Raw genomic sequence first — 12,813 nt, forward strand, 5'->3', positions numbered from 1 at the left:
CAACCATAGAATCTCCCACAGGGACTGCGTCGGTCCCCCCTGTGGGAGCTGGCTTGCCAGCGATAGGGCCCTGACAATCGACACAGAATCAAGGCTCCAACCCAATCCCCCGCAAAATCACACTGGTCACCGTCTGCACCGCCCGCTCGAACTGCATGTGCGACAACGGCCGATGCTCATTGAGCAATGTCACCTGATGGCTGAAGTCGGCGTAGTGCTGGGTCGAAGCCCAGATCATGTACAGCAGGCTCGAAGGCTCCACCGCGAGGATGCGCTTGTCCTCGACCCACTGGCGGATTTTCGCTTCCTTCATTTTCGCCCAGTCGTACAGGCTCTCATCCAGCCTCAGGCCGAGGCCCGGCGCGCCCTGGATGATTTCGTTGGCCCAGACTTTCGAACCGTGGGGCCGAGTCCTCGAGTGGTTCATCTTGGCGCGGATGTAGCTGCTCAGGACCACGCGCGGGTCATCGTACATTTCGAAGCACGAGGCATCCTCCTTCCACACTTCCAGCAAGCCGAGAAGTACGGCCTGATACAACGCACTCTTGGTGCTGAAGTAGTAATGCAGGTTGGTGCGCGGCAGGTCGGTTTCTGCCGCAATGTCGCCCATGGACGTGCCACGGTAGCCCTTTTCGGCAAAGACCTTTTCAGCCGCCAGCAGGATTTTTTCGACGTTGCGCCGACGAATTTCGATCTTGTGGTTGGCCATCGCCCCTTCCCGATACGACTAAGGTATCCAAGGGATAGAGCATTCATTCCAAAAACTCAAATATCTTGTTCCAGGTCCCGTGTTTTTCACCACGGCTTTACCCTGGATACTTGACTGCATACCTCTTACCCGCAAAGAAGGAACCCGCACATGAGTATTCCCCCACTGGGCCTCGGTACTTTTCGCCTCAAGGGCCAGGTTGTGATCGATTCGGTCCGCACTGCCCTTGAACTCGGTTACCGGGCCATCGATACCGCGCAGATCTACGGCAACGAAGCCGAGATCGGCCAGGCCATTGCCGAAAGCGGCGTGCCGCGCAAGGACCTGTTCATCACCACCAAGATCTGGACCGAAAACCTCTCGGCCGACACGTTGATCCCAAGCCTCAAGGAAAGTTTGAGCAAGCTGCGCACCGACCATGTCGACCTGACCCTGATTCATTGGCCGTCGCCCAAGGGCGCGGTGCCTGTCGCAGAATTCATGACCGCCCTGGCCGAAGCCAGGGCCCAAGGCCTGACCAGGCAGATCGGGGTTTCGAACTTCACGGTCGCCCTGCTTGAACAAGCCATAGCCGTGGTCGGCGCCGACGCCATCGCCACCAACCAGATCGAACTGCACCCCTACCTGCAGAACCGTACGCTGGTGGCGTTCGCTCGCAGCAAGGGTATCCACATCACTTCGTACATGACCCTGGGTTATGGCAAGACCCTGCAGGACCCGGTAATCCAGCAGATCGCCAGTCGCCACCAGGCCACACCGGCCCAGGTCGCACTGGCCTGGGCCATGCAACTGGGTTACGCGGTGATTCCGTCATCGACCCGACGCGAAAACCTTGCAGGCAACCTCAAGGCCACTGCATTGCACTTGAGCGCCGAAGACATGGCTCAAATTGCAGCGCTGGAGCGTGGCGAACGGCTGGTCGACCCTGAAGGCATCGCGCCTGCCTGGGATTGAAGCCGCCCTCAGTCGTAGTAGCTGCACACGTTCGCGAGCTTGCGGTAGATGAGCTCGTGCTGCTGGCCCGACGAATCGAGGTAGGTCATTTGCGCTTTCACGACCTGACAGACCTGTTGGTCGGGCTCAGTCAGCGAGATGACCTTGGCGACGTCCAGCTTCATGCCGTACTCATATTCCACGGGCGCGGTCTGCGCCCCCACCCCGCAACTGATGAAGGCGACAGCCATCATGCTGGTGCCTAGCCACAAACGCATATTCATGACAGTTCTCCGAACTTGGGCTAACGGGTTCGGACGCCCGAGCGGCTCGGGAGCCCACCGTTACCCCTAAAGTGTGGAGGGCCTTTTGCCATTGCGTCGGCCTTGGGGATCAACGGTAATTCACACCGCCGGCGCCTGCCGAAAACTCACCGCCAGACGATTCCAGCAATTGATGGTGGCGATGGCCATCGTCAGGTCCACCTGTTCGCCTTCGTTGAACTGGGCCTTGACCTGGGCATACACCTCATCGGGGACATGACTGTCGGCCACCAGGGTCACGGCCTCCGTCCAGGCCAGCGCGGCCCGTTCGCGTGGGGTGAAGAAGTCGCTGTCGCGCCACACCGCCAGGGCGTACAGGCGCCGTTCGGTCTCGCCCTGCTGACGCGCGTCAAGTGCATGCATGTCCAGGCAGAACGCACAGCCATTGAGCTGGGAGGCACGCATCCTGATCAGGTCGAGCAAGGGCCTTTCGATGCTCAATTGGCTGGTCTGGGCCTCCAGCGTGATCATGGCTTTCATGGCCTTGGGTGAAGCGCTGTAGTAATCCAGTCGTGGTGGCATGGGTACCCCCTCCGTTTGATCGTCGCAAGCGTGACTGTAAGCCGCAGACGGGTGCGCACCTATAGCCAATTTCCGGGAAAAACGGGAGGCAACTGTTCAGCGCCACGGCCCCGGCGTACTCTGCTCGAAATCCCCACGGATACAGGAAGATCCCGCCCCTTCATGGAACTCCATATCAATCTTCAGGGCCGCAAGGACCTGGCCGAACAACTCTACCGGCAACTGCGCGAGGGCATCGAAAGCGGCAGGCTGGCGGCCGGCACGCAACTGCCCCCCACGCGGCTGTTGGCCGAGCAACTGGGCGTATCGCGCAAGACCGTCGCCGACACCTATGCCCGCCTGACCTACGACAACCTGCTGACCGGCAAGGTTGGCAGCGGTACCTTCATCAATGCGCGCAGCACCAACCCGACGCGCCAGGCCCAACCCTCGAGCCTGGCCAGTGCCGCCGTGGTCGAATTATGGCGGGAAATGCAACTGCCCCTGCGCCCCGCCGCCATGGCGGGCACGCTGCGCTATGACTTCATCGGCGGGGCCTCGATCAAGAGCCACTTCCCCTTCGACGAATGGCGTCGTTGCACGTTGCATGCGTTGCGCCAGAGCAGCCGTACGCAAAGCTTCTACAGCCTGGCCGAGGGCCTGCCGGAACTGCGCGAGGCCATTGCCCGGCATGTCTCGTTTTCCCGGGGGGTGCGTTGCAGCGCCGAAACCGTGCTGGTCAGCAATGGCGCCCAGCAGGCGCTGGACCTGGTCTCGCGGGTGCTGATCGAACCCGGTTGCAAGGTTGCCATGGAAGATCCCGGTTACCCGCCGGCACGCTTGTTGTTCATGGCCCAGGGCGCCGACGTCACTGGCGTGCCGGTGGATGCCGAAGGCATGCGCGTGGAGCTGATCCCCGAAGGCACGCGACTGATCTATGTCACGCCCTCCCACCAGTTCCCCCTGGGCATGCCGATGTCGCCGGCGCGACGCGAGGCGTTGCTGGCCAGGGCGCAGGTGTTGGGGGCAATCATTATCGAGGACGACTACGACAGCGAATTCCGCTACGAGGGCCGACCCGCCGACTCGCTGCAGAGCATGGATAGCCACGGCCTGGTGGCATACATCGGGACCTTCTCCAAGACCCTGTTGCCCGAGTTGCGACTGGGCTACGCGGTCCTGCCCCCGGCCATCCACGCCGCGGTGTGTGTTGCCAAGCAGCTGACCGACTGGCATACCCCGACCCTGAGCCAGTGGGCATTGGCCAAATTCATCAGCGAGGGCTGCCTGCTCAAGCATATCCGCCGTTGCCATGAGGTGTATGCGGCGCGGCGCGAGCGTATCCAGGCACGCTTCAACGATGACCTGGCGCCCTGGTTCGAACTGGTGCCCTCCACCGCCGGCTATCATCTGGCAGTGATGTGCAAGGTGGCGGTGGATGTTCCCTTGCTGATCTCCCTGGCGCGCAAGGTCGAAGTCGGCCTTTATGACCTGGCACCCTTCTATTATCAGGCCTCGCCAAAAGCGGGCCTGCTGCTGGGCTTCGGTGCCATCGAATCGTTGGACATCGATACCGCGCTGGATCGGGTGCGCGACATCCTGCTGCAGATTGGCCAGGGCATTTAGCCAACAATTGGCTATTTTTTGCTCGCCGCCCAGTCCTTACCATGACGCCATCGCCGCCCGCCCCGGGCGGCCCTCCATGAAGGCATCGGCATCATGAGCGAACCGACGGTTGCAACCAACATCGTTTTGTTACGTGCCCTTGAAGTTGATAGCGCACGGGTGGGCGAGCGGCTGCAGGCCTTGCTGCCGTCGCTGCGTGCCGCGCAGGGCTGTCTGGGGTATTCGGCGGTGGACAGTCTGGAGAAGCCTGGAGAGTGGGTTGTCTGCGGGATCTGGAGTTCGAACTCGGCGATGCGGGCGCACTTTGAATCGGCGGAGATTCAGGGGGTGTTCCGGCTGCTTGATTGTCGGTTGGTGCGCAGTCTGGAGTGTCAGTGTTTTGCTGCGTGATGAGTAGCTGATTATTCAACAGGAAGGTGCAATCGGACTTCCATCGCATCGTGCAACAAGCGAACCACTTCAATCACATCGCCATCGCATAACCGGTAAAACACGATATGCCGAGGCCGCTGAACCTTGTCCACCGAAGAACGAGAGCGACAATGGAAAAGATGCAGACTCCTGAGTCCGGGAGCGATCTCGTCACGTGGGCTGCTTCCAATCCGATCAGGTTCTGAGGCAATGTCATTCAATGCAGCCAGGATCGGGCCTTGGTAACGACGCCTGGCTTCGTGGCCGAACTGGGCTTGAGAATACTGAAGGATGTCGATGATATCGGCGCGCGCATCCTGGGATATTCGATACTTCCCCATCCTCAGTGCTTCTCACCCGCCTGCTGACCGAGCTCCTCAAGGTACTGCTGCAACTCCTCGCCGCTAACCTCGTCGTACTGTCCGCTTTCCAGTTGCATGATCCCGCGTGACGTTGCCCGTTTGAGCGCCTCGATCTTGGCCGACTCCTCTGCTTCTTGCTGAAGCAGAAGGCGAAGGCCTGCGCGCATCACTTCGCTGAAGTTCTGATAACGACCTGTTTCTATCAAGTTATCGATGTCCTGTGACAGGTTGCCAGGGAGGACCACATTTCGGGTAGGCATGGCCTGCTCCAGTAGAATTATCGAGCATGGCATATAATGCCATGCCCTGTGGGAATTCACAATTTCCATATCTCTCGTTAGTCGACATATCCCTGGATTGGCCCCCTGACAAACGAACCAATTGGCTATTCGTCCCTGCCAGATCAGCCGCTAAGGTATTCCCAACACCGCCGAGTGCGGTCACTACCGGAGAATCAACATGAACAAGCGTATCGAATGGGCCAAGCAATCCCCCGAAGCCTACAAAGCCATGGTCGGCCTGGAAATGGCACTGGGCAAATCCGGCCTGGAAAACTCATTGCTGGAGCTGGTCCGCCTACGCGCCTCGCAGATCAATGGCTGCGCCTACTGCGTCAACATGCATGCCAACGACGCGCGCAAGGCCGGTGAAACCGAAGCACGCCTGCAGACCCTCAGCGTCTGGGAGGAAACCACCTTCTTCACCCCGCGCGAACGCGCCGCGCTGGCCTGGGTGGAAAGCCTCACGCTACTGTCGATCCACCACGCCCCTCAGCACCAGTACGAAGCCTTGCTGGAGCACTTCAGTGAGTCGGAAATCGCCAACTTGACCCTGGCCATCGCCGCCATCAATGCCTGGAACCGCTTTGGCGTAGGTTTCGCCATGACCCCGGCCTGATCCACCCGCCTCAACCCGCGATCGGCGCGCCACGCCCACGCCGCGTGCGCAGCCGATAGCTGCCGGGGCTTTCCCCCGTCCACTTCTTGAACGCCCGGTGAAACGCGCTGGGCTCCTGGAAACCGGTCTGCTCGGCGATCTCGGCGATGCTCAGGCCGGTTTCACGCAAGCGCTCGAACGCCATTGCCCGACGCACCTCGTCCTTGATCTCCTGGAACGAACGACCTTCTCGCTCCAGCTGCCGGCGAAAGGTCGTCGGGCTCAAGCCCTGCTCCTGGGCCATGGCCAGCAATGTCGGCCACTGTCCGTACTGGCTGCCGCGCAGTCGTTGAAACACCTGTGCGGCCAGGCCATGCTGATTGCGAAAGCGGATCACCAGCCATTGCGGTGCACTGCGCAGGAAGGTCTTGAGCGCCGCCAGATCCTGGATCACCGGCAAGCGCAGCCAACTGGCAGCGAATTCGATCTCGGTGCGCCCCGCCCCCAGGGTCAGGTTCGGCCCCCACAGCAGCGGATCGTCGTCCAGCGGCGGGCGCGGGTCGCACAGTTCCGTGCGGTCGATGGGAATGCGTCGCCCACCCAGCCAGCACAACAGGCTGATGATCAGCACCAGGAAGGTTTCTTCGGCCAGGCTGCGCGCAACCGGATCCTGAATGCGGGTTTCCAGACTGATCACCGCTCGCTGGCCACGCAAGCTGAGGGTACCGCGCATATCACGCAAAAACAGCGCAAAATAGGCCAGGCACTGGCGCAGGGCTTTTTCCAGGTTCGGTTCCTGGATCAATCCCCGGCAGATCAGCGCGAAGCTGCCCAACGGCATGCCGTGGGAGTCCAGATGGAAGAACTCGTCATCCATTTCGCGGATCAACAGCAACCACAGCTGCGCGAAGGCCGAGGCCGGCACGCGCGCGGCCATATCCTCGAAGGTGTGCGCCGCGATACCCACCTGCGCCAGCAAGCGCTCGACGCGCTCTGGCTGAGCGCGCAGCCCATAAACCATGGCATGGACAAAGTAGACCGCGACCGAATCGTTTTCCCGCATGAGATCTTCCGGCATGACGCCAGTGCACTGTGGCAAAAAATGCCAACTGCACTGGACAGTTTCGGCATAGGCCAAGGCCATTGCCGCCCCTAGACTCGATGCATCCCCCTGGGTGGCCGTTTCAGGGCTCAAGGGCATGACAAAGTCGACCGGCACCAATAGCACGTCGGCCGACAACTGCCAATGCCTTTGCCACAACGCCCCCCGTTATCGATCAGTGGAGTCATCATGAGCAACAACGAAATTTTTGTAGTCAGCGCCGCCCGTTCGGCAATCGGCAGCTTCGGTGGTTCGCTCAAGGATGTGCCGCTGTCGCAACTGGCCTCCGACATCACTCGCGCCGCCCTGGAGCGCTCCACCCTGGCGCCTGAGCAGATCGGCCATGTGGTCATGGGCACCGTCATCCCTACCGAGCCTCGCGATGCCTACCTGGCCCGCGTCGCCGCCATGAATGCCGGCATTCCCAAGGAAACGCCGGCCTTCAACGTCAACCGCCTGTGCGGCTCGGGCCTGCAAGCCATCGTTTCGGCCGCGCAAAGTCTGATGCTCGGCGATGCCGGCGCGGTCATTGCCGCCGGTGCCGAGTCCATGAGCCGCGGCCCTTACCTGCTGCCCGCAGCGCGTTGGGGTGCCCGCATGGGTGACATGCAGGCGATCGACCTGATGCTCGGCGTTCTGCACGACCCCTTTGCCGGTATGCACATGGGCATCACCGCCGAAAACGTCGCGGCAAAATTCGGCATTACCCGCCAGATGCAGGATGACCTGGCCCTGGCCAGCCAGCAGCGCGCTGCCCGCGCCATCGCCGAAGGTCGTTTCGTCGACCAGATCGCGCCGATTGAAGTGGCCAGCCGCAAAGGCAAGACACTGTTCGCCATCGACGAGCACGTGCGTGGCGATGTCACCGCCGAGCAACTGGCCGCCATGCGTACCGCCTTCAAGAAAGACGGCACAGTGACCGCCGGCAACGCCTCGGGCCTCAATGACGGCGCGGGTGCCATGGTGCTGGCAACCGGCGACACCGTGCGTCAGCAAGGCCTGCGCCCGATCGCCCGCCTGGTCGCCTACGCCCACGCCGGCGTCGAACCCGAGCTGATGGGCCTGGGCCCGATCCCGGCCACTCGCCTGGTCCTGCAGAAGGCCGGCCTGACTGTCGCTGACCTGGATGTGATCGAGTCCAACGAAGCCTTCGCTGCCCAGGCCTGCGCCGTAGCGCAAGAACTGGACTTCGACCCGGCCAAGGTCAACCCGAACGGTTCGGGCATTTCCCTGGGTCACCCGGTCGGTGCAACCGGCCTGATCATCGCCACCAAAGCCATCTACGAGCTGCAGCGCGTCCAGGGTCGCTATGCCCTGGCGACCATGTGCATCGGCGGCGGCCAGGGTATTGCCCTGCTGTTCGAACGCGCTTGATCATTGCGGAGTAATGAAATGAATCTGCAAAACATTGGCGTCATCGGCGCCGGCACCATGGGCAATGGCATTGCCCAGATCTGTGCCGTCGCCGGTTTCTCGGTGACCCTGATCGACGTGTCCGATGCTGCGCTTGAGCGTGGCATGGGCACGGTGCGCAAGAATCTCGAGCGCCAGGTCAGCAAGGAAGTCCTGACGTCGGCGCAGGCCAATCGCGCGATCGAGCTGATTCAAACCAGCACCGACTATGCAAGCCTGCAGAACGTCGACCTGGTGATCGAGGCTGCCACCGAAAACCTCGAACTCAAGCTGCGTATCCTGCAGCAGGTCAGCGCCCAGGTAAAAGCCGACTGCGTGATCGCCACCAACACTTCGTCGCTGTCGGTCACCCAGCTGGCGGCCAGCGTCAGCCAGCCGGACCGCTTCATCGGCCTGCACTTCTTCAACCCCGTGCCGGTGATGACCCTGATCGAAGTGATTCGAGGCCTGCAGACCAGCGATGCGACCCATGCCCTGGCCCTGGCCCTGGCCGAGCGGGTCGGCAAGACCGCCATTACCGCGGGCAACCGCCCGGGCTTCGTGGTCAACCGCATCCTGGTGCCGATGATCAACGAAGCGATCATGGTGTTTCAGGAAGGCCTGGCCAGTGCCGAAGACATCGACACCGGCATGCGCCTGGGCTGCAACCAGCCGATCGGCCCGCTGGCGTTGGCCGACCTGATCGGTCTGGACACCTTGCTGGCCATCCTCGAAGCCTTCCATGACGGCTTCAACGACAGCAAATACCGCCCTGCTCCACTGCTCAAGGAGATGGTTGCGGCCGGCTACCTGGGCCGCAAGAGCGGTCGCGGTTTCTACAGCTACTGAAACAGGACCGTCACGATGACTATTCAATGCTCGCGTTATGAAGAAAGTCGTGACAAGGCGCTGGAGCTCTTCGCCTTGAAGGGCTTCGGCCAGGTCAGCATGCGCGAGCTGGCCGCCCACCTGGGGCTTGCGGCCGGCTCGATCTACCATCACTTTCCCAGCAAGCAGCACCTGCTGTTCGATCTGATCGAAGAGCTCCACGAGGAGCTGCTGGCAACCCTGACCCTGCCCTCGAAACGGGCACGCAGCAGCGAAAATCCATTGTGTGCGTTGATTCGAGCCCATTGGAACCTGCACCGGGAGCGTCCCTTGCAGTTCCGCCTGGCCGAACGCGACCTGTGCTGCCTGAGCGACACCCAGCAACAACAGATCCTCAACCTGCGCCAGCAGTACGAACGTCAGCTGTTGAAACTGATTGCCCCGCATACCGCCCTGGTCGGCACCGAACTCGAAGCTGCCGGACATGCCATCGCCAACCTGATCAATAACCTGCCGGGCTGGCTTGAAGACTGCCAGCTACCTGACTCCCAGCGCTTGGCGCTGATGGAGAACCTGATCATCGGCGCCGTCGAGCGGACCTTGCTGACCTTTGGCATCAGCTCCGCCGCCTGACCGGGTGTCCATTACCTGAAACTTCCTGGCCCCTCGAAAGTCGGAAAAATAGACTGAGCCGCGCATTTCGGCTGCCTGAAACAGTCATTTCGATGATCAGCCAGGGACTTTGCGCATGAACAGGCCGCAACCACAGCAGTTCAACGAGCAAGCGCCACAGGTACATTCGCTGCAGATACTGACGGTCAATACCCACAAGGGTTTCAGCCCGTTGAATCGGCGCTTCGTGCTGCCCGAACTGCGCGATGCAGTGCGCACCCTGTCCGCTGACCTGGTGTTTCTGCAGGAAGTGCTCGGCACGCACCGACGCCACGGCCAGCGTTACGACAACTGGTCCGACATCCCCCAATACGAGTTTCTCGCCGACAGCATGTGGCCGGTGTTCGCCTACGGTCGCAACGCGGTCTACCCCGAAGGCGAGCATGGCAACGCGTTGCTGTCGAAATTCCCCATCGTGCGCCATGCCAATCTGGACGTCAGTATCACAGGTACTGAAGAGCGCGGCTTGCTGCACTCGGTACTGGCGCTGCCGGGACAGCCGGAAGTCCATACCCTCTGTGTCCATCTGGGCCTTGTCGAGCGCCAACGCCAGCAACAATTAACGCTGCTGTGCCAGCTGCTCGACAGCTTGCCGGCCGATGCGCCGGTGATCCTGGCCGGCGATTTCAATGACTGGCGCAAGCGCGCCGATGCGCAACTGGCCGAGTGCGCCATGCAGGAAGTCTTCACCCAGGCCTTCGGTGCTCCGGCCAGAAGTTTTCCGGCGCGCTTGCCCTTGCTGTGCCTGGACCGCATTTACCTGCGCAACGCCACGGCCCATCAGCCGCAAGTGTTGTCGCGCAAACCCTGGTCGCACCTTTCCGACCATGTGCCGCTGGCGGTGGAGGTGCGGCTATGAACGAGTCATGGCGCGAAGGCAATCAGGTACAGCTGCTGATCAATGGTGAAGACTACTTCCCGAGTGTCTTTCAGGCCATCAACGAGGCTCGGGAAGAAGTGCTGCTCGAAACCTTCATCATTTTCGAAGACAAGGTTGGCCACCAGCTGCAGCAAACCCTGATCGACGCCGCCCGGCGCGGGGTTCGTGTCGAGGTGCTGGTCGATGGCTACGGCACCGCCGACTTGAGCTCCGACTTCCTGCTGGCAATGATCGAGGCGGGTGTGCGCCTGCAGGCGTTCGACCCCAGTCCCAAGCTGCTGGGCATGCGCACCAATCTGTTTCGACGCATGCACCGCAAGATTGTGGTGATCGACGGCGAGACGGCCTTCGTCGGTGGCATCAACTATTCGGCCGATCACCTGGCCGATTTCGGCCCCATGGCCAAACAGGATTATGCCGTGCGCGTATGCGGGCCGATCGTGGCCGACCTGCACAAGGCCAGCCTGAAGTTGCTCGATGAAACCAGCCGCGTGCGGCGCCGTGCCACGGCCTGGCAGAGTCGCTCGGCGCCTGTCGAGGCCGACAGCGCCCAGGCGAGCATGTTGCTGAGCACCCGGGACAATCACGACCACCGGCGCGACATCGAACAGCAATACCGGCGCGCCATCCGCACCGCCAGGGAGCGGCTGGTGATTGCCAACGCCTATTTCTTTCCCGGCTATCGCCTGCTGCGCGAAATTCGCAATGCCGCCCGCCGCGGCGTCAAGGTGACCCTGATCCTGCAGGGCGTGCCCGACTTGCCTCTGGTGCGCTTGTGCTCGCGCCTGCTCTACAACTACTTGCTCAGTGACGGCGTGGTCATCCGTGAGTATTGCGAGCGGCCGCTGCATGGCAAGGTGGCGCTGGTCGATGACCAATGGTCGACCGTTGGCTCGAGCAATCTCGACCCGCTGAGCCTGGCGTTGAACCTGGAGGCCAACCTGATCATCCGCGACCGTCGCCTCAATCAGCGCCTGCACGACCATCTGCTCGATCTGGCCCAGGCCCATTGCAAGCCCGTCACCCTGAAGCGGGTATTGCGGGGTTACTGGTGGCGAGCGCCGCTCATCTTTCTTACCTTCCATTTCATCCGGCGTTTTCCCGCCATCGTCGGCTGGTTGCCTGCCCACGCTCCGAAACTGATTCCCTTGGGGCCGGCGCCCGAAACCGTGCAAGCGTCAGACCTCGATCAGGTCAAACACCCATGAAGCACGATACAGATGAACGGCATGCCGGCAGATGGGTCTGGGCCAAGCGCGGTCTGACCCTGGCCTTTTTCATCCTGGTACCAGTGATGTTGTACATGCTGGTGCGCAACCTGGAATGGCAGGAACTCAAGCAGGCCTTGCAGTCCTACCGCCTGAGCACGCTTGCGCTGGGGTTCGCGATCACGCTGTGCAGCTATACCCTGTTCAGCAGTTACGACCTGCTGGGGCGTCATTACACCGGGCACACGCTGCCCGCGCGCCAGGTCCTGTCCCTGGCGTTCGTCTGTTATGCCTTCAATCTCAACCTGGGTTCATGGGTCGGCGGCGTGGCGCTGCGTTACCGCTTGTATTCGAAAATGGGCCTGGATGTACCGACCATCACCCGGGTGCTCAGCCTGAGCCTGGTCACCAACTGGCTCGGTCACCTGCTGATTGCCGGGAGTGTGTTCATCATGGGCCTGCCGCCGTTGCCGAAGGGGTTCGCGATAGGTGCCATGGGGCTGCTGGCGACTGGTGCAGTGCTTTTGCTGGTTGCGGGCGGTTATCTGCTGGCCTGTCGCTTCAGCAAACGTCGCACCTGGACCCTTCGCGGCCACGAAGTCACCCTGCCTTCTTTGCGCCTGGCGGCAGCCCAGGCACTGATGGGCGCCTGCAACTGGATGTCGATGGCGCTACTGATCTATGTGCTGTTGCCCGCCAAAATCGACTACCCCACCATTCTCTCGATTCTGGTGATCAGCAGCGTCGCCGGTGTGATCACCCATATCCCGGCCGGTCTCGGGGTGCTCGAAGCGGTGTTCATCACCCTGCTCTACCCTGCGTATTCCAAGGGCACGATACTGGCAGCGCTGATCGGTTATCGAGCGCTGTATTACCTGCTGCCACTGGCCGTTGCCTGCGTGGTTTTCCTGGTCCTGGAGCACCACGCCGGCAAGGATCCGACGCCGGAGCAAAACACCGAACGCGAGACCGTCTAGTTGAAACGCAAGC

General features: G+C 61.6%; 16 protein-coding genes. 10 read left to right on the forward strand and 6 right to left on the reverse strand.

Features of this window, described 5'->3' with window-relative positions:
* Window positions 1-88: 88 nt before the first annotated feature.
* Window positions 89-709 carry a TetR/AcrR family transcriptional regulator gene (locus F2S13_RS22840; RefSeq protein ID WP_166365087.1) on the reverse strand — a complete coding sequence of 207 codons (621 nt, stop codon included), beginning with the start codon at window positions 707-709 and terminating at the stop codon, window positions 89-91.
* A gap of 150 nt (window positions 710-859) precedes the next feature.
* Here F2S13_RS22840 and dkgB point away from each other — a divergent pair, with 150 nt between their 5' ends.
* On the forward strand, window positions 860-1,663 hold the full coding sequence (dkgB, locus tag F2S13_RS22845) for a 2,5-didehydrogluconate reductase DkgB (RefSeq protein WP_166365089.1): 804 nt from the start codon (window positions 860-862) through the stop codon (window positions 1,661-1,663).
* A gap of 8 nt (window positions 1,664-1,671) precedes the next feature.
* Here the strand turns inward: dkgB and F2S13_RS22850 are convergent, their stop codons facing one another.
* Window positions 1,672-1,926: a DUF2790 domain-containing protein gene (locus F2S13_RS22850; RefSeq protein ID WP_166365091.1), complete on the reverse strand. Its 255-nt coding sequence runs from the start codon at window positions 1,924-1,926 to the stop codon at window positions 1,672-1,674.
* Between the two features lie 120 nt (window positions 1,927-2,046).
* Entirely contained in the window at window positions 2,047-2,487 is a 441-nt protein-coding gene (locus F2S13_RS22855) for a carboxymuconolactone decarboxylase family protein (protein ID WP_166365093.1), read from the reverse strand.
* A 162-nt stretch (window positions 2,488-2,649) separates the two neighbouring features.
* Here F2S13_RS22855 and pdxR point away from each other — a divergent pair, with 162 nt between their 5' ends.
* Together pdxR and F2S13_RS22865 are read left to right on the forward strand one after the other, a co-directional pair.
* Window positions 2,650-4,092, forward strand: a complete 1,443-nt coding sequence (gene pdxR / locus F2S13_RS22860) for a MocR-like pyridoxine biosynthesis transcription factor PdxR (RefSeq protein ID WP_166365095.1) — start codon at window positions 2,650-2,652, stop codon at window positions 4,090-4,092.
* A gap of 93 nt (window positions 4,093-4,185) precedes the next feature.
* A complete protein-coding gene (locus tag F2S13_RS22865; protein ID WP_166365097.1) occupies window positions 4,186-4,482 on the forward strand; it encodes an antibiotic biosynthesis monooxygenase family protein in 297 nt (98 codons plus the stop codon).
* 11 nt (window positions 4,483-4,493) lie between these two features.
* Here the strand turns inward: F2S13_RS22865 and F2S13_RS22870 are convergent, their stop codons facing one another.
* On the reverse strand, window positions 4,494-4,844 hold the full coding sequence (locus tag F2S13_RS22870) for a type II toxin-antitoxin system RelE/ParE family toxin (RefSeq protein ID WP_166365099.1): 351 nt from the start codon (window positions 4,842-4,844) through the stop codon (window positions 4,494-4,496).
* A gap of 2 nt (window positions 4,845-4,846) precedes the next feature.
* Window positions 4,847-5,125, reverse strand: coding sequence for a type II toxin-antitoxin system ParD family antitoxin (locus tag F2S13_RS22875; protein ID WP_166365101.1), 279 nt, complete (start codon window positions 5,123-5,125; stop codon window positions 4,847-4,849).
* Window positions 5,126-5,324: 199 nt separating this feature from the next.
* On the opposite strand from F2S13_RS22875, the gene F2S13_RS22880 reads away from it, so the two are divergent.
* Window positions 5,325-5,762, forward strand: coding sequence for a carboxymuconolactone decarboxylase family protein (locus F2S13_RS22880; protein ID WP_166365103.1), 438 nt, complete (start codon window positions 5,325-5,327; stop codon window positions 5,760-5,762).
* A gap of 10 nt (window positions 5,763-5,772) precedes the next feature.
* Here F2S13_RS22880 and F2S13_RS22885 read toward each other — a convergent pair whose 3' ends face one another.
* Window positions 5,773-6,804 (reverse strand): AraC family transcriptional regulator, encoded by a 1,032-nt coding sequence (locus F2S13_RS22885; protein ID WP_166365199.1) that lies wholly within the window; start codon window positions 6,802-6,804, stop codon window positions 5,773-5,775.
* A 228-nt stretch (window positions 6,805-7,032) separates the two neighbouring features.
* Between F2S13_RS22885 and F2S13_RS22890 the strand changes: the two genes are divergently transcribed.
* The 6 genes from F2S13_RS22890 (at window position 7,033) to F2S13_RS22915 (ending at window position 12,800) form a co-directional block, all read left to right on the forward strand.
* Window positions 7,033-8,217, forward strand: coding sequence for an acetyl-CoA C-acyltransferase family protein (locus tag F2S13_RS22890; protein ID WP_166365105.1), 1,185 nt, complete (start codon window positions 7,033-7,035; stop codon window positions 8,215-8,217).
* 18 nt (window positions 8,218-8,235) lie between these two features.
* The gene (locus tag F2S13_RS22895; RefSeq protein ID WP_166365107.1) at window positions 8,236-9,084 is read left to right on the forward strand and encodes a 3-hydroxybutyryl-CoA dehydrogenase; all 849 of its coding nucleotides are present in this window, start codon (window positions 8,236-8,238) and stop codon (window positions 9,082-9,084) included.
* Window positions 9,085-9,099: 15 nt separating this feature from the next.
* The gene (locus F2S13_RS22900) at window positions 9,100-9,696 is read left to right on the forward strand and encodes a TetR/AcrR family transcriptional regulator (RefSeq protein WP_166365109.1); all 597 of its coding nucleotides are present in this window, start codon (window positions 9,100-9,102) and stop codon (window positions 9,694-9,696) included.
* Between the two features lie 115 nt (window positions 9,697-9,811).
* Window positions 9,812-10,594: an endonuclease/exonuclease/phosphatase family protein gene (locus F2S13_RS22905; RefSeq protein ID WP_166365111.1), complete on the forward strand. Its 783-nt coding sequence runs from the start codon at window positions 9,812-9,814 to the stop codon at window positions 10,592-10,594.
* Window positions 10,591-11,823 (forward strand): cardiolipin synthase ClsB, encoded by a 1,233-nt coding sequence (gene clsB, locus F2S13_RS22910; RefSeq protein WP_166365113.1) that lies wholly within the window; start codon window positions 10,591-10,593, stop codon window positions 11,821-11,823. Before F2S13_RS22905 ends, clsB begins: the two co-directional genes overlap by 4 nt.
* Window positions 11,820-12,800 (forward strand): lysylphosphatidylglycerol synthase domain-containing protein, encoded by a 981-nt coding sequence (locus F2S13_RS22915; protein ID WP_166365115.1) that lies wholly within the window; start codon window positions 11,820-11,822, stop codon window positions 12,798-12,800. The genes clsB and F2S13_RS22915 overlap by 4 nt, the downstream gene beginning before the upstream one ends.
* Window positions 12,801-12,813: the final 13 nt, after the last annotated feature.

The sequence above is a fragment of the Pseudomonas akapageensis genome (genome assembly GCF_011355085.1).
In the GTDB taxonomy this organism is placed as follows: domain Bacteria; phylum Pseudomonadota; class Gammaproteobacteria; order Pseudomonadales; family Pseudomonadaceae; genus Aquipseudomonas; species Aquipseudomonas akapageensis.

What these genes read in the sequence shown, in the direction of transcription:
- F2S13_RS22840 (WP_166365087.1), bottom strand. Translation starts at nt 709, where the DNA reads ATGGCCAACCACAAGATCGAAATTCGTCGGCGCAACGTCGAAAAAATC.
- dkgB (WP_166365089.1), top strand. Translation starts at nt 860, where the DNA reads ATGAGTATTCCCCCACTGGGCCTCGGTACTTTTCGCCTCAAGGGCCAG.
- F2S13_RS22850 (WP_166365091.1), bottom strand. Translation starts at nt 1,926, where the DNA reads ATGAATATGCGTTTGTGGCTAGGCACCAGCATGATGGCTGTCGCCTTC.
- F2S13_RS22855 (WP_166365093.1), bottom strand. Translation starts at nt 2,487, where the DNA reads ATGCCACCACGACTGGATTACTACAGCGCTTCACCCAAGGCCATGAAA.
- pdxR (WP_166365095.1), top strand. Translation starts at nt 2,650, where the DNA reads ATGGAACTCCATATCAATCTTCAGGGCCGCAAGGACCTGGCCGAACAA.
- F2S13_RS22865 (WP_166365097.1), top strand. Translation starts at nt 4,186, where the DNA reads ATGAGCGAACCGACGGTTGCAACCAACATCGTTTTGTTACGTGCCCTT.
- F2S13_RS22870 (WP_166365099.1), bottom strand. Translation starts at nt 4,844, where the DNA reads ATGGGGAAGTATCGAATATCCCAGGATGCGCGCGCCGATATCATCGAC.
- F2S13_RS22875 (WP_166365101.1), bottom strand. Translation starts at nt 5,125, where the DNA reads ATGCCTACCCGAAATGTGGTCCTCCCTGGCAACCTGTCACAGGACATC.
- F2S13_RS22880 (WP_166365103.1), top strand. Translation starts at nt 5,325, where the DNA reads ATGAACAAGCGTATCGAATGGGCCAAGCAATCCCCCGAAGCCTACAAA.
- F2S13_RS22885 (WP_166365199.1), bottom strand. Translation starts at nt 6,804, where the DNA reads ATGCGGGAAAACGATTCGGTCGCGGTCTACTTTGTCCATGCCATGGTT.
- F2S13_RS22890 (WP_166365105.1), top strand. Translation starts at nt 7,033, where the DNA reads ATGAGCAACAACGAAATTTTTGTAGTCAGCGCCGCCCGTTCGGCAATC.
- F2S13_RS22895 (WP_166365107.1), top strand. Translation starts at nt 8,236, where the DNA reads ATGAATCTGCAAAACATTGGCGTCATCGGCGCCGGCACCATGGGCAAT.
- F2S13_RS22900 (WP_166365109.1), top strand. Translation starts at nt 9,100, where the DNA reads ATGACTATTCAATGCTCGCGTTATGAAGAAAGTCGTGACAAGGCGCTG.
- F2S13_RS22905 (WP_166365111.1), top strand. Translation starts at nt 9,812, where the DNA reads ATGAACAGGCCGCAACCACAGCAGTTCAACGAGCAAGCGCCACAGGTA.
- clsB (WP_166365113.1), top strand. Translation starts at nt 10,591, where the DNA reads ATGAACGAGTCATGGCGCGAAGGCAATCAGGTACAGCTGCTGATCAAT.
- F2S13_RS22915 (WP_166365115.1), top strand. Translation starts at nt 11,820, where the DNA reads ATGAAGCACGATACAGATGAACGGCATGCCGGCAGATGGGTCTGGGCC.